27 protein-coding genes, 1 tRNA gene and 1 pseudogene are annotated in these 26,706 nt (G+C 58.2%); 9 read left to right on the forward strand and 20 right to left on the reverse strand.

Annotated elements, in window-relative coordinates; translation table 11 throughout:
* Positions 1-54 precede the first annotated feature (54 nt).
* The 15 genes and pseudogenes from ATHL_RS15240 to ATHL_RS15305 form a co-directional block, all read right to left on the reverse strand.
* A complete protein-coding gene (locus ATHL_RS15240; RefSeq protein WP_062195625.1) occupies positions 55-906 on the reverse strand; it encodes a DegV family protein in 852 nt (283 codons plus the stop codon).
* A gap of 33 nt (positions 907-939) precedes the next feature.
* Entirely contained in the window at positions 940-1,797 is an 858-nt protein-coding gene (locus ATHL_RS15245; protein WP_062195627.1) for a DegV family protein, read from the reverse strand.
* Positions 1,798-1,958: 161 nt separating this feature from the next.
* The gene (locus ATHL_RS15250; RefSeq protein WP_062195629.1) at positions 1,959-3,245 is read right to left on the reverse strand and encodes a Glu/Leu/Phe/Val family dehydrogenase; all 1,287 of its coding nucleotides are present in this window, start codon (positions 3,243-3,245) and stop codon (positions 1,959-1,961) included.
* Between the two features lie 245 nt (positions 3,246-3,490).
* A complete protein-coding gene (locus tag ATHL_RS15255) occupies positions 3,491-5,203 on the reverse strand; it encodes a tetratricopeptide repeat protein (RefSeq protein WP_062195630.1) in 1,713 nt (570 codons plus the stop codon).
* Positions 5,204-5,207: 4 nt separating this feature from the next.
* Positions 5,208-6,047 carry a dihydropteroate synthase gene (gene folP, locus ATHL_RS19775; protein WP_174233941.1) on the reverse strand — a complete coding sequence of 280 codons (840 nt, stop codon included), beginning with the start codon at positions 6,045-6,047 and terminating at the stop codon, positions 5,208-5,210.
* Positions 6,048-6,170: 123 nt separating this feature from the next.
* Positions 6,171-6,554: pseudogene (gene folK, locus ATHL_RS19780) on the reverse strand (2-amino-4-hydroxy-6-hydroxymethyldihydropteridine diphosphokinase); the annotation flags it as partial.
* Positions 6,555-6,557: 3 nt separating this feature from the next.
* A complete protein-coding gene (locus tag ATHL_RS15265; RefSeq protein ID WP_062195632.1) occupies positions 6,558-7,184 on the reverse strand; it encodes a hypothetical protein in 627 nt (208 codons plus the stop codon).
* An 8-nt stretch (positions 7,185-7,192) separates the two neighbouring features.
* The gene (locus ATHL_RS15270) at positions 7,193-8,224 is read right to left on the reverse strand and encodes a homoserine dehydrogenase (RefSeq protein ID WP_062195634.1); all 1,032 of its coding nucleotides are present in this window, start codon (positions 8,222-8,224) and stop codon (positions 7,193-7,195) included.
* 43 nt (positions 8,225-8,267) lie between these two features.
* Positions 8,268-8,987: an SCO1664 family protein gene (locus ATHL_RS15275; protein WP_062195636.1), complete on the reverse strand. Its 720-nt coding sequence runs from the start codon at positions 8,985-8,987 to the stop codon at positions 8,268-8,270.
* Positions 8,988-9,076: 89 nt separating this feature from the next.
* Entirely contained in the window at positions 9,077-9,634 is a 558-nt protein-coding gene (locus ATHL_RS15280) for a DUF3090 domain-containing protein (protein ID WP_062195637.1), read from the reverse strand.
* A 31-nt stretch (positions 9,635-9,665) separates the two neighbouring features.
* Positions 9,666-10,487, reverse strand: a complete 822-nt coding sequence (gene murI / locus ATHL_RS15285; RefSeq protein WP_236822378.1) for a glutamate racemase — start codon at positions 10,485-10,487, stop codon at positions 9,666-9,668.
* A 54-nt stretch (positions 10,488-10,541) separates the two neighbouring features.
* Positions 10,542-11,264 (reverse strand): gamma-glutamyl-gamma-aminobutyrate hydrolase family protein, encoded by a 723-nt coding sequence (locus ATHL_RS15290; protein WP_062195641.1) that lies wholly within the window; start codon positions 11,262-11,264, stop codon positions 10,542-10,544.
* Between the two features lie 122 nt (positions 11,265-11,386).
* Positions 11,387-11,737, reverse strand: coding sequence for a 50S ribosomal protein L19 (gene rplS / locus ATHL_RS15295; protein WP_062195643.1), 351 nt, complete (start codon positions 11,735-11,737; stop codon positions 11,387-11,389).
* A gap of 118 nt (positions 11,738-11,855) precedes the next feature.
* A complete protein-coding gene (locus ATHL_RS15300) occupies positions 11,856-12,203 on the reverse strand; it encodes a DUF2200 domain-containing protein (protein WP_062195645.1) in 348 nt (115 codons plus the stop codon).
* Between the two features lie 211 nt (positions 12,204-12,414).
* Entirely contained in the window at positions 12,415-13,290 is an 876-nt protein-coding gene (locus ATHL_RS15305; protein WP_062195646.1) for a PhzF family phenazine biosynthesis protein, read from the reverse strand.
* A 391-nt stretch (positions 13,291-13,681) separates the two neighbouring features.
* On the opposite strand from ATHL_RS15305, the gene ATHL_RS15310 reads away from it, so the two are divergent.
* The 5 genes from ATHL_RS15310 to ATHL_RS15330 all read left to right on the forward strand — a co-directional run bounded on the left by ATHL_RS15310 (position 13,682) and on the right by ATHL_RS15330 (position 16,503).
* Positions 13,682-13,755 (forward strand) — tRNA-Pro (locus ATHL_RS15310).
* 73 nt (positions 13,756-13,828) lie between these two features.
* Positions 13,829-14,143: a hypothetical protein gene (locus ATHL_RS15315; protein ID WP_062195648.1), complete on the forward strand. Its 315-nt coding sequence runs from the start codon at positions 13,829-13,831 to the stop codon at positions 14,141-14,143.
* Between the two features lie 18 nt (positions 14,144-14,161).
* Positions 14,162-14,908, forward strand: a complete 747-nt coding sequence (locus tag ATHL_RS15320; RefSeq protein WP_201797994.1) for a dolichyl-phosphate beta-glucosyltransferase — start codon at positions 14,162-14,164, stop codon at positions 14,906-14,908.
* The gene (locus ATHL_RS15325) at positions 14,886-15,584 is read left to right on the forward strand and encodes a ribonuclease HII (protein ID WP_084001554.1); all 699 of its coding nucleotides are present in this window, start codon (positions 14,886-14,888) and stop codon (positions 15,582-15,584) included. Before ATHL_RS15320 ends, ATHL_RS15325 begins: the two co-directional genes overlap by 23 nt.
* Positions 15,577-16,503 (forward strand): phosphotriesterase family protein, encoded by a 927-nt coding sequence (locus ATHL_RS15330; protein ID WP_062195650.1) that lies wholly within the window; start codon positions 15,577-15,579, stop codon positions 16,501-16,503. The genes ATHL_RS15325 and ATHL_RS15330 overlap by 8 nt, the downstream gene beginning before the upstream one ends.
* Before the next feature lie 32 nt (positions 16,504-16,535).
* On the opposite strand, the gene ATHL_RS15335 is transcribed toward ATHL_RS15330, so the two are convergent.
* Genes ATHL_RS15335 through ATHL_RS15355 form a run of 5 tightly spaced genes read right to left on the reverse strand, consistent with a single transcriptional unit; the run spans position 16,536 to position 21,096 of the window.
* Positions 16,536-17,204 carry an HAD family hydrolase gene (locus ATHL_RS15335; RefSeq protein WP_062195651.1) on the reverse strand — a complete coding sequence of 223 codons (669 nt, stop codon included), beginning with the start codon at positions 17,202-17,204 and terminating at the stop codon, positions 16,536-16,538.
* A 50-nt stretch (positions 17,205-17,254) separates the two neighbouring features.
* Positions 17,255-18,232: a phosphotransferase enzyme family protein gene (locus tag ATHL_RS15340; RefSeq protein ID WP_062195653.1), complete on the reverse strand. Its 978-nt coding sequence runs from the start codon at positions 18,230-18,232 to the stop codon at positions 17,255-17,257.
* 7 nt (positions 18,233-18,239) lie between these two features.
* A complete protein-coding gene (locus tag ATHL_RS15345) occupies positions 18,240-19,361 on the reverse strand; it encodes an aminotransferase class I/II-fold pyridoxal phosphate-dependent enzyme (RefSeq protein WP_062195655.1) in 1,122 nt (373 codons plus the stop codon).
* Between the two features lie 17 nt (positions 19,362-19,378).
* Entirely contained in the window at positions 19,379-20,167 is a 789-nt protein-coding gene (locus ATHL_RS15350; protein ID WP_062195657.1) for a lysophospholipid acyltransferase family protein, read from the reverse strand.
* Entirely contained in the window at positions 20,164-21,096 is a 933-nt protein-coding gene (locus ATHL_RS15355) for a glycyl-radical enzyme activating protein (RefSeq protein WP_062195661.1), read from the reverse strand. The genes ATHL_RS15350 and ATHL_RS15355 overlap by 4 nt, the downstream gene beginning before the upstream one ends.
* Positions 21,097-21,710: 614 nt before the next feature.
* On the opposite strand from ATHL_RS15355, the gene ATHL_RS15365 reads away from it, so the two are divergent.
* The 4 genes from ATHL_RS15365 to fbp all read left to right on the forward strand — a co-directional run bounded on the left by ATHL_RS15365 (position 21,711) and on the right by fbp (position 26,634).
* Positions 21,711-22,658: an SDR family NAD(P)-dependent oxidoreductase gene (locus ATHL_RS15365; RefSeq protein ID WP_062195664.1), complete on the forward strand. Its 948-nt coding sequence runs from the start codon at positions 21,711-21,713 to the stop codon at positions 22,656-22,658.
* The gene (locus tag ATHL_RS15370) at positions 22,645-24,258 is read left to right on the forward strand and encodes a phytoene desaturase family protein (RefSeq protein ID WP_062195666.1); all 1,614 of its coding nucleotides are present in this window, start codon (positions 22,645-22,647) and stop codon (positions 24,256-24,258) included. Before ATHL_RS15365 ends, ATHL_RS15370 begins: the two co-directional genes overlap by 14 nt.
* Before the next feature lie 123 nt (positions 24,259-24,381).
* Complete coding sequence (locus ATHL_RS15375) at positions 24,382-24,804, forward strand: hypothetical protein (protein ID WP_162787742.1); 423 nt, start codon at positions 24,382-24,384, stop codon at positions 24,802-24,804.
* Between the two features lie 711 nt (positions 24,805-25,515).
* On the forward strand, positions 25,516-26,634 hold the full coding sequence (gene fbp, locus ATHL_RS15380; protein WP_062195669.1) for a fructose-1,6-bisphosphate aldolase/phosphatase: 1,119 nt from the start codon (positions 25,516-25,518) through the stop codon (positions 26,632-26,634).
* The last annotated feature ends 72 nt before the right edge of the window (positions 26,635-26,706 follow it).

A 26,706-nucleotide genomic window follows, 5' to 3' on the forward strand; every position in this document is an offset into this window, starting at 1 on the left:
ATAGCCAATGGAGCTCAAAAGGGGGAGAAACCCTGATCGATCTTTTGAACAAGATCACTCCCCATACCCGCACAGCGCCAGCGCCCGCGGGCCGGTATTGAGCCCCAGCACAGGGCCGGTGAGGTGAACAAACAATTCCCGGGGTGCGAATGCTTCCCTGATGCGCGCTTCCAGCTGGCAGGCTTCTGTTTCGGCCATCCCGTGCATCACGGCCACATGCAACTGTCCTCCCGCTGGCATCCTCTCGAAGAAGCACCACACCATCCATTCAATGCTCCGCCGCCGTGAGAGTGCCATTCCTGCGGCCTCAACGATGCCGGTTTGATGATTGACGTAGATCACCGGCCTGGCATGCAGCAGGGTTCCCAGCAGACGGCGGGCATTCCCAATGCGCCCGCCACGATACACGTATTCCAGGGTATCCAGGCAGGCGTACACCTGCACCCGCTCGCGTACCTTCTCGGCGGCGGCGACCATTTCTGGCAAACCACCACCGGCCTCACGGGCACGGGCGGCGGCCAGCACCTGCCAGCCCAGGCCCATTGAGGTGCTGCGCGAGTCGTGAATCACGACCGGAAAATCCATTTCTTCAGCGGCCAGCCGCGCCGAGGCAAGCGACCCGCTGAATTGCGCATTAACCAGTACAACCAGCGCCCCTTCTGCCCCCTTTTCGCGCACCTGCCGAAATAGCGACACAAATTCTTCCCGGCTGGCCTGGGCCGTGGTCGGGAAGGTTGGACTCGAGCGCAGACGGGCATAAAACTCTTCCGGCTGGATCGTCACGCGGTCGCGGTATTCCTTTCCATCCCAGATCAATACATACGGCAACACCGTGATCTGATACTGCTCGATAAAACGAGAGGGAAGATCACAGGTGCTATCGGTGATCAGCGCAATGGGGTGCATGGAAAACCGGTAAACCGCTCTCTGAAGCGAGAATTACTCGCCAGCGTAACCACACAACGCCAGTGCCCGCGGGCCGGTGTTCACCCCAAGCACCGGGCCCGTAATGTTGATCAGTAATTCCACCGGTGAATACTGTCGTAAAATTCGCCCGGCCAGCTCTTCGGCTTCTTCCAGAACGTTCCCATGTAACACGGCAATATGCAGGGGCCTGGTCAGATCAATCATCGAGAAGAATTTTTCAACCATCAGATCGACCACTTTCCGGTGCGTCCGGGCGCTTCCCACCGACTCAACCAGGCCTGTCTCGTGGTTGATTTTCACCAGCGGCTTGATATTGAGGAGCGAACCCAGCCAGTGCGTGGCGTTGCCAATGCGCCCGCCCTTATACAGGTATTCCAGCGAGTCCATGCAAACCAGCTGCACCAGAGAACGGCGTACCTCATCCACCTTCTCCAGAATTTGCTGAATGGTGCGGCCCAGGTCACGCTGACGGGCGGCCGCCAGCACCTGCCAGCCCAGGCTCATGGTGGGGCCTTTCGAGTCCACCACATGGACGGGGACATCCACCAGGCCCGCCGCCTGCGTGGCCGCGTTGAAGGCTCCGCTCATCGCACTGCTCACGGTAAGCACAAGCACTTCACGGGCACCTTCTTCGGCGGCCTGCCGGTATGCGGCGGCAAATTCGGCTACCGACACATGCGCCGTGGAAGGGTATACCGGGTCGCGCGCCAGCCGCTCGTAAAAATCGGCAGGTTGCATATCGACTCGATCGCGGAACTGTTCATTCCCCCAGATAATAGTATGGGGAAGGACACGAATACGATATTGATCAATCAGCTCCGGCGGAATATCGCAGGTGCTATCAGTAAGGATGGCAATTGTGTCGCTCATAGGGAATATTTTAATCCTGATCGGGGCAAACAACCTGTGCCAGAGAAAAAACAGGGAGACTTTGCGCCTGTAAAAGGGTACAAAGTCTCCCTGTTTTCTTTCGTCCCATCCCCGTCGAGAGGGATCGGGCAAAGCGCAGACCGCACCCCGGGCGAGAGGTTTTAGATCCAGCCGCGCAACTGCATCGCCTTGACTACCCGGTCGATGGCCACCATGTAGGCGGCATCGCGCATGCTCACCTGCTGCTGGAGGGACATTTCCAGCACGCCTTCAAAGGCCGTGGTAATTTTGTCATCCAGCCGGCTGAGGGCTTCGCCCTTCGACCAGTAATAGTTCATGTCATTCTGCACGCTCTCAAAGTAAGAAACCGTCACCCCTCCGGCATTGCAGAGAAAATCGGGCAACACAAAGATTCCGCGTTCCCTGAGCACTTCATCGGCTTCAGGTGTGGTGGGGCCGTTCGCGCCTTCAGCCACCAGTTTGACGCGCTCGTGAATCAACTGGACGGTTTCGGCGTTGATCTGCCCTTCAAGGGCCGCCGGGATGAGCACGTCCGCTTCTTTACGAATCCACTCACCGCCCTCTTCGATCCTGTACCCTGCGGCTGAGGCCTGGCTTTTGTTAATCGTGCCATACTGATCCGTGATCGACATCAGGAAGCGCGGATCAATGCCATCTTCTTTCGATACGGTGTACGGACAGCGATCGTCACGATCCCAGTACGAAACACACACCACTTTTCCGCCAAGCAACTCGGTAAAACCAATGGCGGCGTATTGCGCCACATTGCCGAAGCCCTGAATGGCCGCCCTGCAGCGCGCAGGATCGAGCTTGAGGTGCTTCATCGCCTCACGTACCGTGTAGATGACGCCAAAGCCGGTGGCCTCGGTGCGTCCCATCGAGCCCCCGCTCCCCAGGGGTTTGCCCGTAATTACCCCGGGAGTATACTGCCCCACCAGCTTGGAGTATTCATCCATCATCCAGCCCATCATCTGCGGTGTGGTGCCCACATCAGGGGCAGGCACATCGGTGCGCGGGCCAAGGTTGCGCCACATCACGTCGATATAACCGCGGCAGAGGCGTTCTTTCTCCGGGGTTGAAAGAGTTGCCGGGTCGACGATTACCCCGCCTTTGCCGCCCCCCAGAGGGAGATCAGCCACGGCGCACTTCCAGGTCATCCACATGGCCAGTGCGCGCACGGTATCGATCGTCTCAGCCGGATGGAAACGGATTCCACCCTTATTGGGGCCGCGCGCATCGTTGTGCTGCACCCGGAAACCCTCAAAGACGCGAATCGAGCCGTCATCCATACGCACCGGAATGCGGAAATGAAATTCACGCATCGGCCAGCGTAAAATCTCGGCTACCTGTGGGTCGAGGTGAAGCAACCCGGCAACATGATCGAACTGTCGTTGCGCCATTTCAAAAGCGTTGGTTTGTCCTGCCATACGGTTCACTCCTGGTTAAGTGGAAAGACATGGAAATGAGAAGCCAAAAAATAAGCGGGCACGACGGATCGCGCCCGCTTGCTTTCGCTTCTATGGTCGGCTCGGAAGCTCATAATGCTCCTGCACCCTCCGTACTCTTTCCCTTTTACGATACCATCTTTGCAATGGTCTGACAATGGATGAACCTCCATGTTCTGGATGATGAGCATCGTAAAACTCGGGTGAAATGTCAGGTCTTGTAGATTTTAAGCGGTCAGAGCATCACACCGGGAAATTCTTTCCCGCAGGTCAAGAATGCGCGGATGGTGCGGCGGGAAGACCTGTGAAAGCACCTCCAGCGCCCCCGAAAAGGCCGCCCGGGCCTCAGCCCACCGACCCAGCGCCTGGAGAGCCGTACCACAGTTGGTTTGAATGCTGGCCTGCTCCACCGGCTGGCGGGCAAAGGCTTCACGCGCCCCTGCCAGCGCCCGCTCAAAAAAGCCCAGCGCCTCGGCGGCCTTTCCCTGAGCCAGAAGCGCCATTCCCACACCATTGAGACGGCTCACACAGCGGGGATGGGTTTCTCCAAAGGCGGGTAGCTCAATCTCCAGGGCCTGCCGGTAGGCAGCCTCGGCGGCGGCATATTCGTTGCGCGCCATGTGAATGCGCGCCAGGTTAGCATAACGCACGGCCACGTTGGGGTGGTTCTCTCCCAGCCTGGCCTGGTCAATCGCCAGCGCCCGCTCTACAGCAGCCTGCGCTCCGCTCAGATCACCGCTCCGGCGCAGCACCTCACCCAGGTTGCTGATGAGCGCGGCCACAGTGGGATGGTCATGCCCCAGGGCCGCCTCACAGACGCGCGCAGCGTGGTCAAGCGACATGCGCGCGGCCATCAGTTTGCCCTGCATCTGCATTACAGCCCCCATGTTGCCAATCACCAGCCCCACGCTGAGGTGCTTTGGCCCGTACAATCCCTGCAGGATCACCAGAGCCTGATTAAACGCGTGCAGAGCCTCGTCCAGCCGCCCCATTTGCTGGCAGGTATGACCCAGGTTATTCCACAACGACCCAACCAGGGGATGGCGTTTGCCAAACAATCCCGCAAAGGTCTCCAGCGCGGCCCGGGTCGCCTGCTCAGCGGCAGAGAAATGGCCCTGAGCGCGCAGAATCTCTCCCTGGTTGGCCAGGTCTCGTGCGGTGGCCGGGTGCCGGTCGCCAAATACCGTGCGGTCAATCGCCAGTGCCCGCTCCACCAGGGTCTGAGCCTCAGACAGCTCGCCCGCCGAGAGCAAAGCCACAGCCAGATCGTTGGCGTCACGTGCAGTGGCCGGGTGTAAAGGCCCGCGGTGAGCTTCATCGAGCGCCAGGGCCTGGCGGTGATGTTGAATGGCCGCATCGAGCTGGCTCAGATCGCGCTCCATCGTTCCCAGGTGGTTAAGCACGGTAGCCAGAAGCGGGTCGGCCGGAGCCAGATGAGCTTCGGCCAGCTCCAGCGCCTCCTGCAAGGATTGCAGGGCTTCTACCGGGCGGCCCTGTTCCTGCCGGAGCAGCCCTTTCTCGACCAGCCCCGAGATGCGCTCCGAAACACCCACTCTGCCGTGGGTTTCGATGCTCTCCCATGCACCATCAAACATGGCTTCAGCCGCGGCAAGCTCACCCAGTTCACGCAGGAGGGCGGCCAGGTAAAGGCGGGTTGAGGGAGTATCCGCCAGGTTGAAACTGCGTTCCAGGGCATTCCGTGCGGCCGGGAAATCCGCCACTGCCTGATACATCCGCCCGAGGCACTGCCACAGAGCCGCCGCAGCCGGGGGGTCTTTCTCTTCACCTGCCAGCGCATGGGCTTCCAACGCCGGCAACGATTCCCGGAAGGCGCAGGGCGTGGCCGACTCAACACACCCGCACACCACCTCCGCCAGCCGCGCCAGGGGCGGGGCATCGGCGGTGAGGAGTTCCTCAAGAGAAGGCTGAAAAGCACTCACAAAGTTACTTTACCACATTTTCTGCACCGGGAGCGCGCCGGATGGCGTCGGTCATCCGCGCAACCTGTACGATAAACCCCACATCGTGCACGCGCAGAATGTCGGCCCCGTGGAGAATTCCCACCACGCAGGCCGCGGCAGTGCCCGGCAGACGTTCGGCAGGGGGCACATTCAGGGTATACCCGATGAAAGACTTGCGAGACACCCCCAGCAACAGAGGAAAGCCAAGTGCCTTGACCTCATCCAGCCGGTTGATGAGCTCCAGATTCTGCTCCACGGTTTTCCCGAAGCCAATACCGGGGTCGAGGATGATCTGTTCATCGCGCACACCCGCCTCCCGCGCCAGGGTCACGCTTTCCATCAACTCGGCCTTCACCTCACCGAGCAGATCTCGGTAGGGCATACCCACGTAACGCCCTCCCAATCGTTCCTGCAATTCGGCATACGCCGGTTGACTGCGGTTGTGCATCAGCACGATGGGAACGCCGTACCGCGCGGCAACCTTCCCCAGCGCGGGATCTGCCCGCAGGCCCCATACGTCATTGATCCAGTCGGCACCGGCCAGCAGCGCCTCTTCGGCCACCCGCGCCTTGTACGTATCCACAGAAATGACGGCGGGGGTTTCACCGGCCAGGGCGCTGACCACCCGTAACACGCGGGCGAGTTCATCTTCGGCACTCACCGGCTGTGAGCCAGGACGGGTGCTCTCCCCCCCCAGGTCGAGGATATGCGCCCCGGCCTCCACGAAGGCGCGCGCCTGTTGCAGGGCAGCCTCCAGCGGGTTCACCGCCTGTAAGAGGCCATCGCCTGAGAAGCTGTCGGGCGTCAGGTTAAGGATGCCCATGATCAGAGTCTGCGCGCCAAAGTTCAGGCGCCTGTAGGGGCGCACGCCGCTTTCTCCGATGGCACTGGCAAGCTGTTCCACCGACTGCCCCAGGACGGGGTGCACGTAATCGGGCGCCAGATGACGCAGAGGTGTCAGGACAAAGGCACGTTGATGAAGCTGTGGGTGCGGAATTTGCAGGGCGGGGTCGTCCAGCACAAGATGGTCGTAAAAAAGAATATCCAGGTCAATGAGGCGCGGCCCGAACCGAAAGCTGGGGGTGCGCCCCATGGCGGCCTCGATGCCTTTGAGGTGGTCAAGGAGTTCCAGGGGGGGCAGGTCGGTTTCGGCCAGCAGGCATTGATTGAGGAAAGCCGGCTGATCGACATATCCCCAGGGGTCGGTCTCGTAGATGGGTGAAGCCGAAAGGACGTCAACCTGCGGCGCAAGCCGCTGAATGGCCCTCCGCAGGTTTCCAACCCGGTTGCCCAGGTTGCTTCCCAGGGCAAGCATGACTTTATGTTTCATGGGTTAAATCCTCTCAATCAGCACAGCCAGCCCACCCCTGCCTGTGAAGCCAGCCAGCAGGGCCGCAGCGGCTCTGCTCTCCTGCAGGGCACGCATCAACCGCGCCGCCAGCGTCAGATCGGCCTCACCGGGAACCAGAGCCGCTCCCGCGAAACCCTCGGGTAACCGTTCTTCGTTCAGCCCTTGAACGCCGACGAACGCGATGCGCGTCTCTTCTGGCAGGGTTTGCCCCACCTGACGCACCAGAGCGGTGAGGTAAGATTCCTGAGAGGGCCCGCCCGCCGGAAAAGGGGTGACTCGCCCCAGCGGAGGCAGATTCCAGCGTCCCACCACCGCCGGAGCCCCCATTAAAACCGCCAGCGCTCCATCAGAGCCGTTCTGCCCGAGGATGGCCAGCGTCGATGCGCCAGCCTGTAAAGTGCGCGCCAGGGCCTGCAATTGAAACAACGCCGCCAGTGGCACGGGCGGCCAGATGAAAACCGGGCACGAGACCGGCAGGCGCGGCAGATCATCCCCAAGCCAGTGGACTTCACTCAGCCACTCAGCGCGCGCCCCACCGGCCTGCAACACCGCCTGAACGGCGGCGGCAGGCTCTGCGGCTTCAGCAAAGGCAAAAAAATAGGCCTCCATAAGAAAGATTACACCCCGCGTAGCGCGTTGATCAGGTCAGCCAGCAGGCCAAAAGCGGTTGTCTCGGGGCCGGGGTCGCTTTCGACGATCCCCAGTCCCGGCAGCACATCCGTTTCGAACTGAACGTAAGAACTCGTCCCCCCGATGCTGTAAAGCGGCGAATCCGGGCCCACCCGCTGGGGGGCCACCCTGCCCGTGACCACTCCGCCCTCACGCCGGGCCGAACAGACCAGCTTCCAGCGTTCGCCCGAAGCGCGGGCCTCGGCGATCATTGCCGGGGTAATGCCACGTATGCCGGTGCGTTCTACCTGCTGGGGTTTGAGGGGTACCCCCATTAGCACCGTGGAAAGGGCCGCCACTTTGATCGCCGCATCCCAGCCATCCACATCGCCTGAGGGATCGGTTTCAGCAATGCCGATCTTCTGGCAGTAGGCTACCGCCTCATCAAAAGTTTTTCCCTCTTCCATCATTTCCAGGATCATGTTGGTGGTGGAGTTAAGGATCCCCCGAAAACCGCGCAATTCAGCCGCCGGGAGCGAGCCGCGGAAGAGGGAGAAAATAGGAGCACCGTCCATCACCGCCGACTCGAAGAGAAACCGCCGCCCCTTCTGAGCCGCCAGGGCGCTCAACTCGGCAAAGGCATGCACCACCGGGCCCTTGTTGGCCGTGATGGCGTGCATACCGCATTCGAGCGCCGTGCGCAGATGATCAATGGCTGGCTGGCCGGTTTCCACGTTGACAGGTGTATTCTCGAAGAGCACATCACCCTGGCAGGCGCGGATAAACTCAGAACGGCTGGCGGGCACCGGGAGCGCCGTGAGGGCCTCCAGGTTCTGGCCACTTTCCACCAGCGCAAGGGCGCGCTCCAGGTCAAGCCCGGCAGGATCGATAGCCGCGCCGCGCCTTCCGGTAGCAATGCCGTTCACCTGAAAGGTAAAACCATATTGATCGGCCAGCAGAGAGCGCTTGCGTAGAAGCAGGCGCGCCAGGGCGCGTCCCACATTCCCAAACCCGACCATAACGATGCGAATGTGTGTCATAAATCCTCCAGAAAACCAGTGATATCCACCACGCAGATTTGCTTCAGACCGGCGGCCACGGGTAGGGGCGACGGCTGGCCGGAGGATGAGGGAAATGCCCCCGCTCCAGCAGGCGATGCGCCCGTGCCCTCAGCGCCGCAATCTCCGCCGCGCTCAGGTGGCGTTCCAGCGCCTCACAAAGAGGCTGACCGGCGCCCAGTTTCTCTACCAGGCGCTGAAGGTCTTCCTGCAGGAGCGGTGGAATCTCTTCTCCGGCGAAGTCCCAGATTACCGTGCGCAGTTTATCCTCCACGTGAAAACATAACCCCTGATCAATCAACCAGATATGCCCGGAAGCGTCGATGAGCACGTGCCCGCCCTTGCGGTCGGCGTTGTTGGCCAGCAGATCAAAGAGGGCTGCCGGGCGCAGGCGTTGTTTTTCTTCCGGAGTGAAGTTAAAGTAATGGTGCTCGGGGTCGTGGTCAACAAAGTATTGCAGAGAACCCGGCCCCAGCGGAGCCTTGCGCCGGTAAACAGTGGGGGGCACCAGCTCCCAGCCCAGGGCCTCACTGAGCAGGTAGGCCGCGGCTTCGCGATGTGCCAGACTGCCGGAAGGGAAGTCCCACAGAGGTTGCTCGCCGCGCACCGGTTTATACACCACTTTAAAAGCCGCCTCTGCATGGTGCACCTCGCCCAGAAAGGTGTAATTGGAGCCGCTCAGGAACTGCCCCTGAAGCTCCACCTTTCCTTCTCGAAGGGCGGTCAGAATCAACCTCTTATCCATACGGATGATCGCTTCGTGCCTCTGCCGTAGCAGAGGGATGAGCCCACCGGCTTACGAAAACCAGCCTGTACTGCCAGCCAAAACGGCGATCAGTGCTTGTGACCGTTACGTTTGGGGCAGAAGTGCCCCGATGGGTCCATCGGCTGGCCACAGTAGGGGCAGATAGGCCGCCCCTGGGCCGCCACCTGCAGCCCCCAGCGGCACATGGCGCGCAACTGGGAACGCGTGCACCAGAGACGCACCACCCCCGCCTCCGATTCTTCTTCGGATTCCACATCCTCATCAGCGCGTTCTACTTCACCGGCGATGAGCTCACGGGCAATGAGCACGACCCGATCCTGATCGGAGTCGTACGCCAGGGCCAGTTCGCCGACCCGGAAAAGCGGATCAACCGGTGGATGAATCCGCATGCGGGCTTCGTCGTACTCGGGAGAGGCTTCAGGTAAATGGGGAAACTGCTGGGCAAGCTCCGCCAGAAAATCTTCCACGCCCAGAGCGAGGGTTTGAATTTGCACTTTTTCAACGATCAGGGTCACCGTCTCGGCACCTTTGGTAGCCTGAATGTAAAACACACGCTGACCGGGCTTGCCGATGGCGTCTGTGGTGATATGATCGACCGGGTTCAGGTCCAATTCAATACGTGGCATGGGTTCTCGCTCCTTGCGCTAAGTATACCAATCATTCCAGATGTTGATCTTTCCAGTGTACTACCTCAATCATGTCCGACGCCAGAGGGGGCAGCTCACCATCCAGCAAGCGGGCAATTTGTCCGGCAAACGGTTCGGCCTGGCCAGTGGTGAAAAACCTCACCGGCGCCGGGGGACCAGGTGGTGCCAGCCAGCCGCGCGCCGCCAGCACTCGCCCGGTCTGACGGGCAACGGCGGGGGCAGGGTCAATAACGCGCACTCCCGTTCCGGTGATCTCCTGGATGAGGGGGATGACAAAGGGATAATGGGTACATCCCATGACCACTGTATCCATCCCCTGAGCCAGCATGGGGTTGAGCGCCGCCGCAAGAATGGCGCGCGTTCGAGGGCCATTCAAATCGCCGGCTTCAATCTGTCCCACCAGCCCCGGGCAGGTATCCTGCAGGAGTGTGACCCCGCTGGCAAAGCGCTCCACCACCGAGGCATAGAGTTCTCCCTGAAAGGTTGCCGGAGTGGCCAGCACACCCACCACTCCGGAATGGGTGCTTTCTGCCGCAGGTTTAACCGCCGGTTCCATGCCCACAAAAGGGACATCCGGGAAAGTGGCGCGTAAATGGTGCAAGGCCGCTGCCGAAGCCGTATTGCAGGCCACCACAATACACCGCGCTCCCTGCCGGAGTAAAAAGCGGGTAATTTCCACCGAGAAGGCGCGCACCTCTTCCAGGGGACGAGGGCCGTAGGGCACATGCGCCTGGTCAGCCAGGTAAAGGATGGGCTGTGCGGGTAACTGCCACCGCAACGCGCGCAGCACCGAAAGCCCCCCTACCCCGGAATCGAACATGCCAATGATCACGAATTGATTTTAACGGCAAAGTAAACACGCGGGAGAGCCACAGGCCCCTCTTTTTTAGCCACAGGCCTCAATAAATGCGCGGAAAAGTGCCCGTTGTTCAGGGTGAGCCTGCAGCCACTCCGGGTGCCACTGCACCCCCAGGCCAAAGCGATGCCCCTCCAGTTCCACGGCTTCTACCAGACCGTCGGGGGCAAGGGCGGTTACCTGCAAGCCAGGCGCCACACGCTCCAGCCCTTGATGATGCAGGCTGTTGACCCCAAAACGCCGCCCGCCCAGAATGCGCTCCAGACGGCTTCCCCCGGTAATCGTCACGTCGTGGGCGATCAGGTCGCGCGGCTCACCGGTGGTGTACCGATCATGGCGGCACGCCCCGGGCAACTGATCGGTAAGGTCGGTGAAGAGCGTTCCCCCGAGGGCCACATTGATCACCTGCACCCCACGGCAAATTCCCAGGAAGGGCACCCCCTTCTCAACCGCCTGCCGCACGAGGAAGATTTCACTGCGGTCGCGCTCCGGCTCGATTCCATACACCCGGGGATGGGGCTTGCCGTTATAGAGCTGTGGGTCGAGGTCTCCTCCGCCAATCAACAGCAGGCCGTCCAGCTTCTGCAGCGCCCGGGCAAGCTGGGCTTCTGAAAGGCTGGCAGCGAGCAAAACCGGCACGCCCCCTGCCTCGCTCAGCGGCGCGAGGTACGAAAGGGGTGTAGCATATTGATCCGTCTGACCTTTGGAGCCGGGAATGCGGCCGGTCGTTACACCAATGAGCGGATTGGGCATCGGGTCACCTCACAAATAAGAAACCGGGTGCCAGAACCGGGGAAGAACGCCCCATCAAACCAGGCACAAAAAGGGCGCAGCCAGCAAGGCTGCACCCTGTTAAGTTTACCATCAGGCCCGGTTTATGAGAAGCGCTGTTTGAGGCGTGCGCTTTTCCCGGTGCGCCCACGCAGGTAGAAGAGGCGCGCGCGGCGCACTTTGCTGTGGCGCTCGACGACCACTTTATCGATGCGTGGAGAGTAGGTGAGGAAAGTGCGTTCCACCCCCACCCCGTTGCTGGCAACCCGCCGCACGGTGAAGGTTGAGTTCGCACCCGCGTTCTTGGTAAAGAGCACGGTTCCCTTAAATTCCTGAATGCGCTCGCGGTTCCCCTCTTTGATTTTCACATGCACGCTGACCACATCGCCCGGTCGCAGCGGGGGAACGTTCGGGTTGGGTTGAGGCTCGATTGCCTTAATTAACTGTTCACTCATGGCCTGATCATCCTTACTTTAAATGATTGCTCATGCTGCCCGTAGGCGCGAAGAGGGATTATAACACGGGCAGAGAGAATCCGCAAGCGCTGAAATCTTATCTACCTTTTTCACCTCTCTACCGCAGGATTTTCTCCATGGCTTTCCCTCTGGCCAGCTCATCGATCAACTTATCCAGGTAACGGATCTTCTGCATCAACGGGTCTTCGATTTCTTCCACCCGCACCCCGCACACCACCCCCCTGATCAGAGCACTGTTGGGATGAATGGCCGGAGCCCGGGCAAAAAAGGTCCGAAAATCACTCCCCTGCTCCAGTTGCCGTTGCAGCCCGGCCTGGTCATAACCGGTCAGCCAGCAAATAATCTGATTCACCTCTTCTTTGGTGCGGTTTTTGCGCTGGGCTTTTTGCACGTATAAGGCGTACACCCCGGCAAACGGGGTGGTGAAAATGCGGGGTTCAGGCATGGCCCATCCTCCAGTCAACCATCCTCTCGAACCAGGCAGACGGCGCACCATCCGCTGAGGCCTGGTTCACCGTAAAAGCTCCCCCTGAGAAGAACCTCTTTATGTTTCATGGCTGGCTCCGTATTAAATCAGAAGCCCTTTTTTGAGGGTGCGGCTTCCATTTGCCGGTGAGCCCCGGCAGAAAACCCCACCCGGTCACCCAACCCGCCGGTTAAACCCATTCACCCTGCGCCACAAGGATGCTCTTCCCGCCGACGTAAACATCGATCTGCTCGCTCTTTTCTTCCGCCTTTAAAAGCAAAAGGGAGGGCCTGCCGATTTCATATCCCTGTTCACTGCGCACAGAGAGGGTGTTTTTCCCAAAGTAACGGTACTTCACCAGATACCCGGCCAGGCATCCATTGCCGCTACCCGTGGCCGGGTCTTCGGGTACGCCGTAGTAATCCACAAAGACACGCACGCTCAGGTCGTTGTGCGGTTCATGCGTTTCAGGGCAGAAAACCAGAAGGCTCTTGGCAGCCGTGTGACTGACAAAGTCAAAATAGCGCTCTTTATTCACCCGCGCCTTTTTCAGCGCCGCGATCGATTTCAGCGGCACAATGCAAAAGGGCAGCCCGGTGGATACTTCCTGAATGGGGTAACGTTCGTCCATTTCTGAGGCGTCCAGACCCAGTATGCTGGCCAGGGCTTCGGGCGGATGACATGCGCCGAATGCAGGCGGCATCTGTTTCATCCAGCCATTCTCATCTTCGCCAAAGGTAACCGGGATTTGCCCCGCCTTTAAGTTGAGAATCAGGCGCTCGGGCTTTCCCTGAAGGATGAAATTGCGGATGATCTGCGCCGTCCCCAGGGTCGGATGCCCCGCAAAGGGGATTTCTTCTGCGGGGGTGAAAATTCGCACATCAAAGCCACCCCGGTTAGGCTCATCGGAGAGGATGAAGGTGGTCTCTGAAAAATGAATCTCCCGGGCAATAGACTGCATTTCTTCGCTCGAAATACCGCCCGCCCCCCGAAACACCGCCAGCGGATTACCCGCGTACTTTCTTTCGGCAAAAACATCCAGAATGTAAAAAGTAAGCTTGCTCATGGTCTATGATCTCCGGTTGAGGAACAACTCACCCACTGTGCATACTCGCTTCCGACAAAAGCGGCTCTGGCCTCAATGAACTTCTCGTTCCCTTTCCTGCAAATTGGCCAACCCGGGCAGCGAAACTCAAGGGGTGAAATTCCTGCTTTTCGATACCCCTCTTCCAGTTCGCTTAACATTTTCTGACCAACCGGTCAACAAACTCTATGGGCAACAGAGGAGGGCAACCCGCCATCCGGTGGCAGTGTGGAAAACTGCCCACAGCACACCATTAAAAACCCGGGCATATCGGCCCAAGGGCTGACTCCTGCCGCGGAAGCAGATACCCCCTCCACAGGCCAGTTTACCAACTTGACGCACTGCGCACCTCGGATTATACTCTACACAGTCTCGGGGTGTAGCGCAGCCCGGTAGCGCACGTGCATTGGGGGCATGTGGTCGGCGGTTCAAATCCGCCCACCCCGACTGACTTCTCCAACCGCCGGTGCTGTTCGGCGGTTGATTCCATCCAGGTGCATTGAGGCAGGTCTCTTCAATCATGAAATCGTCCAGCAAGATCGATGGTGTGATCGAAGCCGTCCGGTTTGCTCCCGACGGGCGCATTGCCCAGGTGCGCGTATACGAACGCCGCGGCGTCACCTTTGGCGACCGTGTGCTCCTCACCCGCCAGCAGCTCATCGAGCGCCTCAAAGCCGGTAAACGCCTGGTCATCGGCAGGCGCAAAGAATACTGGGGAACCACTTTCGAAACCGGCCCCGAAGTTCACCTGGTACAGGACGGCGGCAGTGACTGGGTTCGGCTGGCCCAGGCCAGCGGCAACGGCGATACCCTGCCCGGCGTTCCCCTCTTTTAAGCTTACGGATGCCCCTGCGTGACCGACCAGCCGTTCCTCTCCATTATCCTCCCTGCGCACAATGAAGAACACCGCCTGCCGCCCTCTCTGGAGCAACTGAGCCAGTTCCTCAGCGCTCAGCCTTACGCCGCCGAAGTCATCGTGGTAGAAAATGGCAGTCAGGACCGCACCTATGAGGTGGCCTGTGCCTTCACCGACCGGCTCCCCGGCCTGCGGGTAATCCGTGAAGTGCAACGCGGCAAGGGCCTGGCAGTGAGGCGAGGGATGCTCGAAGCCCGTGGAGCGTATCGTTTCTTCTGTGATGTTGATTTTTCCATGCCGGTGGAGCAAATCAACCGCTTCATCCCTCCGGCTTTGCCAGACGTCGATATTGCCATTGCCTCCCGTGAGGCCCCCGGTGCTGTACGTTACCACGAGCCGGAGTTGCGCCACTTCATCGGCCGCGGGTTCAACGCGCTGGTTCGCCTGATGGCCCTCCCCGGCCTGCAAGACACCCAGTGCGGCTTTAAATGCTTCCGCGCTGAAGTGGCTGAACGGGTGTTCCCCCTTCAGACCATTCATGGATGGACCTTCGACGTCGAAGTGCTCTTCATCGCCCGCCTTCTGGGATATCGGATCATCGAAGTGCCCATCCCCTGGTATTACAATGCCGAAAGCAAGGTGCGTGTGTTCAGTGATTCGTGGCACATGTTCACCGACCTGGTAACAATCCGCCGGAATGCCCGGCAGGGGATGTATCAAGATGCGCCGCCTCGACCCCGCTGAAATTCCCTCTGCTCCCGATCTCACCTTCGAATCCTCCCTCTGGGCCAGCGGGAAGACCCACATCGCTGGCCTGGACGAAGCCGGGCGCGGTGCCTGGGCCGGGCCGGTGGCCGCCGCGGCGGTCATCCTGCCCCCTGACCCGGAGATTCTCCACCACCTGAAGGGAGTGCGCGACTCGAAGCAGATGACCCCCGCGCAGCGAGACCGGTGGGCTGAAATCATCCGTGTTGAAGCCCTGGCCTGGGGGGTGGGCCTGGCCGCCAGCGAAGAGATCGATGCACTGGGGATCGTCGCCGCCACCCGGCTGGCCATGCAGCGTGCTTTGCAGGCCCTGAACACCACCCCCGAACATCTGCTCATCGATGCCCTGCGCCTGCCCGCCATCCCCTGCCCGCAAACCGCTATTCTCAAGGGCGATGCCCGCTCGCTCAGCATCGCCGCCGCCTCGGTGCTCGCCAAAACCTCACGCGATGCCCTCATGTACCAGCTGGATGCCTGCTTCCCCGGTTATGGTTTTGCTGTGCACAAGGGATATGGCACCCTCGCCCATCGCCAGGCCCTCGCTCGCCTGGGGGTGAGTTCGCAGCACCGCCTCACCTTTGCCCCCTGCCGCCTTGCCTGCGCCGAAACCCCGCCCTTGCCTCTCAACCCCGATCAAGGAGCCTCGTATGTCTGACATGATCATGACCGTCACCGGCCCTGTAACCCCTGATACGCTCGGTATATTCCTGCCCCACGAGCATGTCATGTCTACCTTCGGGGCAGATTTCGCCCGCTACCCATTCTATCCTGTGGCCGAGGTGTGGAGCCGGGTGATTCCTTACCTGCGCCACCTGAAAACCCTGGGGCTGGGTGCCGTTGCCGATTGCACTGCCGCGTACTTTGGCCGCCACCCTGAACTTTTACGGCGCATTTCGGTCGAGAGCGGCCTTTCCATCCTCACCAATACCGGTTACTACGCCGCCGCCGGCGACCGCTACGTGCCACCGCATGCTTTCACCGAAACCCCAGCCCAGATTGCCGCCCGCTGGACGCGCGAATGGCAGGACGGCATTGATGAAACGGGCATCCGTCCCGGCTTCATCAAGACCGCCATTGACGAAGGCCCCCTCTCAGAGGTTGATGCCAGGCTGGTACGCGCCGCCGCCCTCACCCACCTGCAAACCGGCTTGCTCATCCAGACTCACACCGGAGATAATCCCCCGGCGGCCACCCAGATCCTCACCATCCTGCGCGAAGAAGGGGTTTCTGCCAGCGGGTGGGTCTGGGTTCATGCCCACCAGGTTCGTTCTGCTGAACCCCTGCTGAAAGCCGCCGAACAGGGAGCCTGGGTTTCGCTGGACAACCTCACCCCTGAAAACGCCAGCCATATCCTCGGCCTGCTCCAGGCCTTCAAACACGCGGGCAGGCTGGGGCAGGTGCTCCTTTCGCATGATGGCGATCTGTACTGCCGGGGAGATTTCCGTCCCTTCGAATATCTCTTCACCGATTTCCTCCCCCAGATGCGCACCTCTGGCTTCTCGGATGAGGAAATCCGGCTGGTCACGGTAAGCAACCCTGCCCGCGCCTTCACCGTGCAGGTGCGCCAGCTCTGAAGCCCCTCACCGACAGGGTGCAAAGCCGCGCTTCAGGTGCCAACTATCAGGCGGGTTAAATCAATCGCGGAATAATCTCCGGTCACCAGCAGCACCCCCGGGCGCCCGGCAAGCTGTTCTGCTGGAAAGGTAGTGGCAAGCGCCACCGAAACCATCCCTGCCCGGTGAGCCGCCTCTAAACCGGCGGGCGAGTCTTCAAAAACCAGGCAGGCTTCCGGCGGCACACCCAGTTTTTGAGCCGCGATGAGGAAAATCTCAGGGTCGGGCTTCCCCCGGTGCACATCCTCTGAGGTCACCAGTGCCGAGAAATAAGCCGTAATCCCCAGTCCATCCAGAATAAAACGGGTGTTCTCCAGCCCGGCCGAAGTGGCCACCGCCATGGAAATGCCACGCTGATGCGCCTTCTGGAGAAATTCCCGCACACCGGGCACAGCTTTTTGCGTGATAAGCGGGGCAAAACGCTGCCGGTAAAGTTGTTCCTTGCGCCGCGAAAGCTCTTCAATCTCAGCATCGCTGAGATCGGCCCGGTAGAGATCGCGCAAAATTTCGGCGTTCACCTTGCCCACCGTGCGCCGGAAGAAGGTCTCCCGGTCTACCGGGGCCCCCAGAGAAGCCAGAAATTCGCTCCATATAGCCCCATGGAACCCCATGTTGTCTATCAGGGTGCCATCCATATCGAAGATATAGGCAGAAAAATGCATGGGTATACCTACCATTCTCCAGCGTTGGTTGATTTTAAGATCCGCACGGCTCAACCTCTACAGCGAAGTGCCTGTTCCACCACATCTCCGGGGGCAAACAACTGCCGAAACGCCGCGAACGAATCGGCTTTCTGCTCAGCAGAGAAGGGCAGGAAAAAGATATTTTCTCCGTAGTCGGCAATCTCCTGAAGCACCCACTCCAGAGCGTAGTATTTAAGCAGGTCTCGCCGGGGAGGGTGTTGCAGGCCGTACGCCCGGGCTATCTCCTCCCAGGCAGGTGAATCGTACCAGAAGCTCAGGTCGCGTTCCGGGGGAGCCAAAAGGAGGCCATCCCAATCGATCACCCACCAGCGCCCATCCTCACCCACCAGGATGTTGGCCGCATGAAAATCGGCATGACAGAGCACCAGGGGCAGTTCCTCCCGACGCAGGCGCTCGCCCAGATCTTGCGCCTCTCCAAGCACTTGCTGAAGGAGAACCCCCTTTTCTTCGATGAGTTCTGCCAGGGCGGCCTGGATAGAATCGGCAGGCCAGGGCTGACGGGCCGCCCGCAAGACTTTTAGAGCCATTTCGCGGTGACGGCGGAAGTTCTCCTGAGGGAGAAGCTCCCGCAGAGCACCGGGCAAACCAGATGTGGCCGCATGAAGCTGAGCCAGCAACCGGCCAACGTGCCCGCCCTCACCGGGGAATAGCCCGCGCGCCATCAGCTCCGAGCCTTCAACCCAGGGGGTAAGGGTGAGCCAGAATTCCCCTGCCGGAACCACGTATCGGCCCGTTAGCGATGGGCGGGGCGCCACCACCCACTCCAACCCGGCATGATCATGCAGCCAGGAGGCAACCTCAAAAGCGGCCCGGGCAGGTTCCTGTTTCAGCCCTGCCAGCCAGCTCGTCCCATCCGGGCCATGAGCACGGTAAACCCAGCCGTCTTCACCGAGAGGTAAGAAGGTTAATCCATCCGGGGCCAGACCAAAATGTTCTTCCAGCAGGCAGGCCAGGGTGGAATCGGGCAGGGTTGGGCGAAAGCGCATCTCCCCTTCAACCCCCTTTTTGGCCCAGGTAACTTCCCAGGGCAGAGAGCACTTCGGGCAGGTTGCGGCGGCCAAGTCCCACGCGGAAGTGCCCTCCACCATACCCAAACATACTGCCGGGCACCATCATCACCCCGGCGCGGGTGACTGCTTCTTCGGCCAGTTCTTCCACAGGCTTTTCACCCAGCCAGCGCGGGAAGGCCACTGAACCGGCGCAGGGATCGATCCATGCAAAACGCCCTCCCTGAGCGCCAAAAAAGGCCCGCGCAGTGGCCAGATTCTCACGCACAATGGCCAGGTTGCGCTCCACAATCATCTCCTGCGAGCGCAGAGCAATGATCGAGAGCACCTCTGAAGGCGCACTGGAACAGATGGTGGTGTAATCTTTGAAGATTTGAAATTTTTCCATGCCTGCCGCATCGGCGCAGGCCAGCCAGCCCATCCGCAACCCCGGCAACCCAAAGGCTTTGGATAACCCCGCCAGGCTGATCGCGCGCTCATAGCAGGTACAGGCCGGGGGCAAACGCATGGAGGGGTCGTATTCGAGCAAACGATACATCTCATCGGAGAACAGGAATGCCCCCGAGCGCCTGACCAGCGAAATGAGCTCCTCCCACTCGCCGGGTGTGGGCAGGTAGCCGGTGGGGTTGTTGGGAAAATTCACCACCACCAGGCGGGTGGACGCACGGAGCAGGTCTTGCAGACGGTTCAGGTCGAGGCTCCAGCGCCCCCCCTCCACCACCAGAGGCCAGCTCTCCACCCGGGCACCAAGCGCTCTCGCCACCGCGTGCAGTGACTGATACGCCGGTTCCAGCACCACCACGCGGTCACCCGCATCCAGAAGCCCATTCATGGCGATGAAAATCGCCTCTTCGGGCGCCGCCGTGAGCACCTGCCTCGCTGTAAGGGGAGCATAAAACCGCGCAATTTCATCCCTCAGGAGGGGATGACCTTCCGATTCGGTATATCCCAGGCGCAGGTTTTCCCAGAGCAGGCGCGTTTCAGCGTCGGCCAGAGAGAGCAAATCGCTCATCCGCCAGCTTTCGCAATCGGAGGGGCTGAGCAGGTAACGCGCTGAAAATTCATGTCGGGCAAAGTAACGTTCGAGGGCAAAAGGTTCAATCTGCATGGTGCATCCTCCCGGGGTCAACGGATGAAGCCGTTCCTCCCATTGTACTCCACGGGGTCTGGTGCATTAAATTCCCCGCGCATCTCCGGCGGCAGCAGGCGGGCAATGGCCTGCATCACCTGTCGCGAAACACAACGATCCAAGTGTTCTTTCTCGCCGTGACACAGGTTGAGCGCAACCGACCGTCCGATGGCCAGCCGCAACCGTCCCTCTTCTTCCCACACCCCCACCGGCCAGAGAGCGGCCCCCAGCGCGGTCAGGTGAACGATCCAGCGGCCTGTCCCCGGTGGCGGCCACCCCAGCACCCCGCCGGGGATGTCGCGCCCTTCGGGCGAAAGGGCCACAAAACCCTCAGGGTGAGAACGCAGCCACGCCACTACCTGCCGAACCGCCACTGCCCGCGCCGCCTGCTCATGCGGACGTGGCGGCATGGGAGGCATGGCGGTCAACCCGTAAATGGCCGCCAGCCGGTGAAAAGCCCAGGCGGTCAACGGCTCAAGGGTGGCCTGGCGTAGCCGATCGGAATACGTCCAGCCGCCGGCCATCACCCAGTGCACCGGGCCCGGGAGCACGGCGCTGAGTGCCAGCGCCCCCCACCAGACGTTCAACCCGGGGCGGGAATAGTGGTTGAGCACCAGCAGGCCCGGCCCCGAGGTCAGGTTCTCAAGCCCGGTGACCAGCGGCGGCTTCTGTAATGTAGAAAGCGCTGTCAGGGCATCGGGGCGCAGGCTGCGCGGACGGTTGCGCAGTACATCGTACGCCACACGGAGGATCAGACGGCGCGGGAGGCGATACCTCTGGTTCATCGGCTGGTGACACGAATCGAAAGGAGACTGGCCGCAGCCACCAGGGAGGCCATCTGTTCGGCTGACGGAGGTGTGAGCTCCGCCGCGGCATCATCCATGCCCAGACTGCGGTATTTCTCCCCGGCCAGCCGGTGGAAGGGAAGCAATTCCAGCGAAATGGGTGGCGCGGCCGGGCCGCGCCGGAGGTTCAGCCCGTGCACGAATTCAGCGATGGCCCCGATCTCTGCGGGAGTATCATTGACCCCTGGCACCACCGGAACCCGGAGGGTGAGCGGCCGGTCTGTTTCTGCCAGGCGACGGATGTTCTCCAGAATCTGGCGGTTGGATACCCCGGTTGCCTGGCGATGTTTCTCAGCATCGAGGTGTTTGATATCCACCATCCAGAGGTCGGTCACCGGTAGAACCGCCTCCATGGCCTCCCAGGGGCAGCAGGCGCTCGTTTCAACCGCCGTATGCAGGCCCTCCACTTTACAGGCGGCCAGCAAAGCCCGGGTGAACACCGGCTGTAAGAACGGCTCCCCGCCTGAGAGCGTCACTCCCCCGCCAGAAGTCTCATAAAAAGCCCGGTCAGCGAGCACCTCAAGCAGGGTTTCTTCCAGGGTCACCCTTTTCCCTACCAGCCGGAGACTTTCGGCATAACAGACCTCAACGCACGTCCCGCACTGCGCACAGCGCACCCGGTCGTAAAACCGGCTTCCATCCGCCAGAAACTGCTGTGCTCCCTGCGGGCATACCTTCTCACATTCTCCGCAACCCACACAGCGGCCCGGGAAAAATTGAACTTCAGGCCAGGGATGCAGGCCCTCGGGGTTGTGGCACCAGAAACAGTGCAGGGGGCAGCCTTTGAGAAACACCGTGGTGCGAATCCCCGGCCCATCATGAAGCGAAAACCGCTGAACGTTAAAAACGAGACCGGTAATCTGGGGCATGCGCCCATTATACGCTGAAGTGAGGCCAACTCACCCCGCCAAAAACGCTTAAAATTTCCTCCATGCCTTTGTTAAAAACCTGAAGTTTAGACATGAACCGACACAGGGAGGATGATGGCGTGAAAAGCAATTCCAGCCGAAGAGGCGGCCTGGCAAATTTCTTGAGGCGAAAGATTGAGCCTGATTTTACCGAACACAAAAGGGCCGGAGAAGGATGGATATTTACAGCTGTCTGGCGGAAAGAGTCTGGCACGCCGACTCACCGAGGATCAAACTGACGGCATAAACAATCCACACTCACGCCCGCATTTTCTCCATCCAGGTGCGTTTTTGTACATCGGTTTTTGCAAACTGAGCAAGGTTTGCTTATCCTGCAAAGTCTCTCCGAGTTTCATCCGCTGGAAATAAATCTGCAGTGTTGGATCGCTGATCACAACCCTGGCCTGTTCCTGAAACAGCCAACCCGGAATTTTCCTAAAAACTCACCAGGATGGGTATACTTGTTCATTGAAGCCTTCCTTTGCCGGGTTGATTTTCGAAAACCTGTTATTCAGCATGGAAAGCTTCTTTTCTATCCAAATTCCTGTCTGAAGATCAGGTGGAGGAAAAATTAGATGCATCCATACTTTAAAGAATATAAATGGTCTAATGTCTTCACCATGATTCATAATCTGAAATTAGATCCCAAAATTTGCACGGATGACTTTCCTCATCGTTTAGTCGTCATAACCGGAGCAACTGCAGGAATTGGACGTGCCACCGCAAGAAAATATGCCTCTCATGGAGCGGATTTAGTATTAATTAATCGAAACCCGGAGAAATCCGAAGAAATTTGTGAGGAACTGAGGCGTGAATTTCATGTCAACTGTACTTCTTTCATTGCCGATTTTTCCCGATTGTCCGATATTCATCGAACAGCCCGATATTTATCCACTCTTGAGAGGGAAATTGATGTCTTAATTCATAATGCGGGCATCTATCTGACCAGGAAAACATTTACGCAGGATGGTATTGAAGCGGTTTTTCAGATCAATTATCTGAGCACGTTTATTTTGAATGATTACCTTCTGGAAAAGTTTAAAGCCCAAAGCCAAGGACGTATTCTCTTTGTAAATTCTGAAGCATACCGTTTTGCTGTTTGGGGGCTGGATTTTAATGATCTGTTCTGGAACAAACGGCGCTATTCTGGTTTGCAGAGTTATGGTGCAGCGAAATTGGCTCAATTGCTTTCCATGATTATATTGAACGAATATTTTCAGGGAACGGGCATTACTGTAAATGCTATGCATCCGGGAAATGTTAAGACAAATAGCGGACAAAATAATGGCTGGCTTTATAAAAAGTTCAAAAGCCTGGTGATTGATCGGTTTGCTCGACCCGTAGAAGATGCCGCAGAAGCCCTCTATTATCTAGGGGTTTCGCCGGAAGTGGAAAATGTTTCAGGTAAGTTTTTTAACCTCACTACTGTAGAAGAACCTGCTCCTCCAGCGCTTGATCGGAACGCTGCTTTGAAGCTGTGGGAAATCAGTATGAATTTGAGAGGTCTTTATGAAAAAGGATAAAGAAAGAGTGGTCGTTGTGGGTGCGGGCATGGCGGGGCTCACTGCGGCGGCATATTTGGCTCGGGAGAATTTTGACGTTTTATTGCTGGATAAAAATGATCGGGTTGGAGGGCTGGTTGGTACTTTTGAGAATAAGGGGTTCTTCTTTGACTCGGGTCCCAGGGCGGTGGTCAATTCCGGTATTATCCAACCTATATTAAAAGATTTGGGAATTCAATGGGATTTTGTCAGGAATGTGATTTCGATTGGAATAGAAGACCATCTGTTCAGCATCCATTCGATGGATGATTTACAGGAATACCGACGAATATTAATCCAACTCTATCCTGAAAACAAAGAGGATATTGACCAGATCATCGCTGAGATTTCCCGAATTTCTGAATACACCAGAGTGCTGTACGAATTTGACAACCCGAATTTTGTCGATTTGAAGCATGATAGGGCTTTTATCTTTAGAAAACTCATTCCCTGGACATTCAAGTTCTTAAACGCGCTTGCAAAACTCCATCAGTACAATGTACCGATGGAAGATTTTCTCAAAGCGCGCACAACCAACCCATCCCTGATGGATATCTTAATCCAGCACTTTTTTAGAAAAACCCCCGCGAATTTTGCCCTGGGATATTTTTATGTGTATCTGGATTATCTCTACCCCAGAGGGGGAACGGGAGTTTTGAGCCATCTTCTGAAGGAGAAAATTCTTGAATGGGGTGGGGAGATTCAGTTAAATAAGACCATTGTGGAGATCGTTCCATCTGAATCAAAAGTAATAGATTCGGAAGGTAAGATTTATCCCTATGACCATCTGATTTGGGCGGCAGATTTGAAAACCATGTACCAAAGGCTAAATCCGCTCAAACTGGATGCAACCACCGCCGCCAAAGTTAAAGCCGAGGCTCAGCGTAAACTGTCTTCCAAAGGGGCTGAATCGGTTTTCATCCTGTATCTGGGTGTAAACCGTCCGCCATCATTCTTCCAGCAAAATGGCGGAGAGCATTTGTTTTACACGCCTTCCCGGCAGGGGTTGGGGGCCATCAAACAGGAAGAAAGGATTCGCATCCTTGAAAAATTTGATCAATTATCGAAAGCCGAAATTCTCGCCTGGTTGGAAAAGTACCTGACACTGAATACCTTTGAAATTTCCGTGCCGGTACTTCGAGACCGCTCGCTGTCGCCGGAAGGGCAAAGTGGTGTCATGGCGAGTTGCCTCTTCGATTATGAAATCACCCAAAGGGCAGAGCAAGCGGGTTGGTACGATGAATTTAAAGAATTCTGCGAGAATCGTATCATCCAAATTCTCTCAGAGTCAATTTATCCCCAAATCGAGAAAGATATCCTCTTTAAGTTTTCTTCCACCCCACTCACCATCCAGAAAATATCCGGGAGTTCTGAGGGGGCCATTACCGGATGGTCGTTCGAAACGCCTTTACCAGTGATCAACACTTTGAAAGATATTCCCAATTCAGTTCTGACTCCCCTGCCCAATATCTATCAGGCCGGGCAGTGGGTATATTCGCCTGCCGGTGTGCCGACGGCAATGCTGACAGGCTGGTATGCAGCCCAAAGGGTCATGAAACAGACCAAGAAAATGAAAAGATGAGATTTTCTCTCTCTGTTATTCCCGGGCGTGAAAGCCAAAGCGGAAAGGTCTTCTGATGGTTTTGTGATACCAGGAAGGATTTTCCTCATCTTTGGGAGACCATTGTTCAGTATTGGGATGGGCATGATGTTTGCAAAAATCGTTATCGTCGTTTTTGTTTTTCTGGAATTATCCAATCTACTGGCTTTGTATTTCTTTCCGGGCTCAAAAAGAGCCAATGCGGTGGGGGTGTTTTCTGCCTGGGAAAAGTCCAGGCAATATCCAGAAATCCATGATTTTATCCAGTATCTGGTTTACTGGGTGGCAGGCGCAAAATTAATCTTTATTTTTCTTCTGCTTGGGATTGTCTTGTTTGGTGACCTCACCTTGCAACGGATGAGCCTGCTTGCTGTGGCAATTGCCACCCTATCTTTTTACTGGCGTTTATTCCCGCTGATCCGGAAAATGGACCGGAATGGACAAATTGAGCCCAGGAATTACTCGATAACCTTGGGAGTGATGATTTTTTCGTTAATCCTTTTGTTTGTCCTGGCGGCTTTGATTTGAATCATCGTTTTACCCGAAACAGGCCTGGTTTCCGGAAAGAAACGATATGAATCTATAGCCCTTTAAGGTGTGTTTTCCCGGCCATATCGTCAATGTGCCACGTCAATTCGATGGAATCCCTCAAGCCTGATTTGCTGAATATGTGATTGACCACCCAGCCTCGATTAAGCGTCCGCAAGCGTGGAAAACCGAATATGTGCGCACGCTCAAAGACGGCAAGGCCAGGGGGTTCCGGGCAAAGGCGTCGGCGACGCCCTGTCGCGGGTGAGCGATCCCCTGTGGCTGGATCACCTGTTCTTCGAAGGCCATTGCCACCGGGCTGGCTTCGAAGAATCTTACCCTTTTGCGCACCTTTGCCGGACTGAAAAACCTGCCGGGTGAGCAGCCTTTGGTACTGAATCGCAAGTTCAGTGGTCTGGAATGGTTGCTCGCCCTGATGGAAGAAGTTTGAGCCTTTTCATGGCCATTGTTCAACCTTCTGTCCAAACTCATGTCTGAAACTTCAGAAAATCCCCTTGACGAAGGTTCGGGAGCGACCTATATTAAGAATATGTACTGATTAAGTCTACCTTCAAAGCGGGTTCTCCTCCGAGGTTGCGGCCTGTTCTTTGCAAATCGGAGAAACCCCCGGCGGGCCGTCCGAATGAGAAACGGACGGCTTTTTTATGCTCTGGAACTGGTTTTCAGGTTCTTTCTTTATGGGAGGGAGCGATGAACAAGCAAGTGACTGTCAGTGTTATCAAAGCCGATATTGGCGGATACGTGGGGCATTCGGCCATGCACCCCGGCCTGCTTGAGCGCGCCAGCCAGATGATGGAAGACTTCCGCTCGCGCCGGGTGCTGATCGACTTCCACGTCACATCCTGCGGCGATGATCTTCAGCTAATCATGACCCATACCTTTGGGGTTGATCACCCCCAGATTCACCAGCTGGCATGGGAGATCTTCCGGGAATGCACCGGCACGGCCAGAGAGCTCAAGCTCTACGGTGCCGGGCAAGACCTGCTGGCCGACGCCTTTTCGGGGAATGTGCGTGGTATGGGCCCGGGTGTGGCCGAAATGGAGATCACCGAGCGCGAGTCGGAACCGTTGCTCATCTTTATGGCCGATAAAACCTCGGCCGGGGCATGGAACCTGCCGCTCTTCAAAATGTTTGCCGACCCGTTCAACACCGCCGGTCTGATCATTTCACCGGCCATGCACGCGGGCTTCCGGTTCGAGGTGCACGATGTGAAACAGCATCAGCGCATCTTCTTCAACACCCCTGAAGAAATGTACGATCTGCTGGTCTTCATCGGCGCCACCGGCCGCTACGTGATCAAAGCTGTGTACACCCGCGAGGGAGAGGTCGGCGCCGTGTCTTCTACCCAGCGGCTGGCGCTCATTGCCGGAAAATACGTCGGCAAGGACGACCCGGTTTGCATTGTGCGCTCGCAGGGTAAGTTCCCGGCCGTGGGTGAGGTACTGGAGCCGTTCACCATGCCCCATATCGTCGAAGGCTGGATGCGCGGTTCACATTACGGGCCGTTGATGCCCACCTCTGTTCGGCAAGCCACCCCGGCGCGCTTCGATGGCCCCCCAAGGGTGATCTGCCTGGGGTTCCAGCTGGCAGAAGGCCGGCTGATCGGTCCGCGAGATATGTTTGACGACCCCAGCTTCGATGAGGTCCGCCGTCAGGTAAACATCCTGGCCGACCAGATGCGCCGCCACGGGCCCTTCGAACCCCACCGCCTGCCTATGGACGAAATGGAATACACCACCCTGCCGCAGGTGATGGAAAAACTGCGCGACCGCTGGGAGGCCCTGCCAGAAACTTTGACCCCCGCCTGACCCTGCCGCCTCTGAAATAAAGCCCCTGAGGGTGAAGAATCACCTTCAGGGGCTTGCTGTGTGCTCCACCCG

Source organism: Anaerolinea thermolimosa, assembly GCF_001050195.2.
GTDB classification, from domain to species: Bacteria; Chloroflexota; Anaerolineae; order Anaerolineales; family Anaerolineaceae; genus Anaerolinea; species Anaerolinea thermolimosa.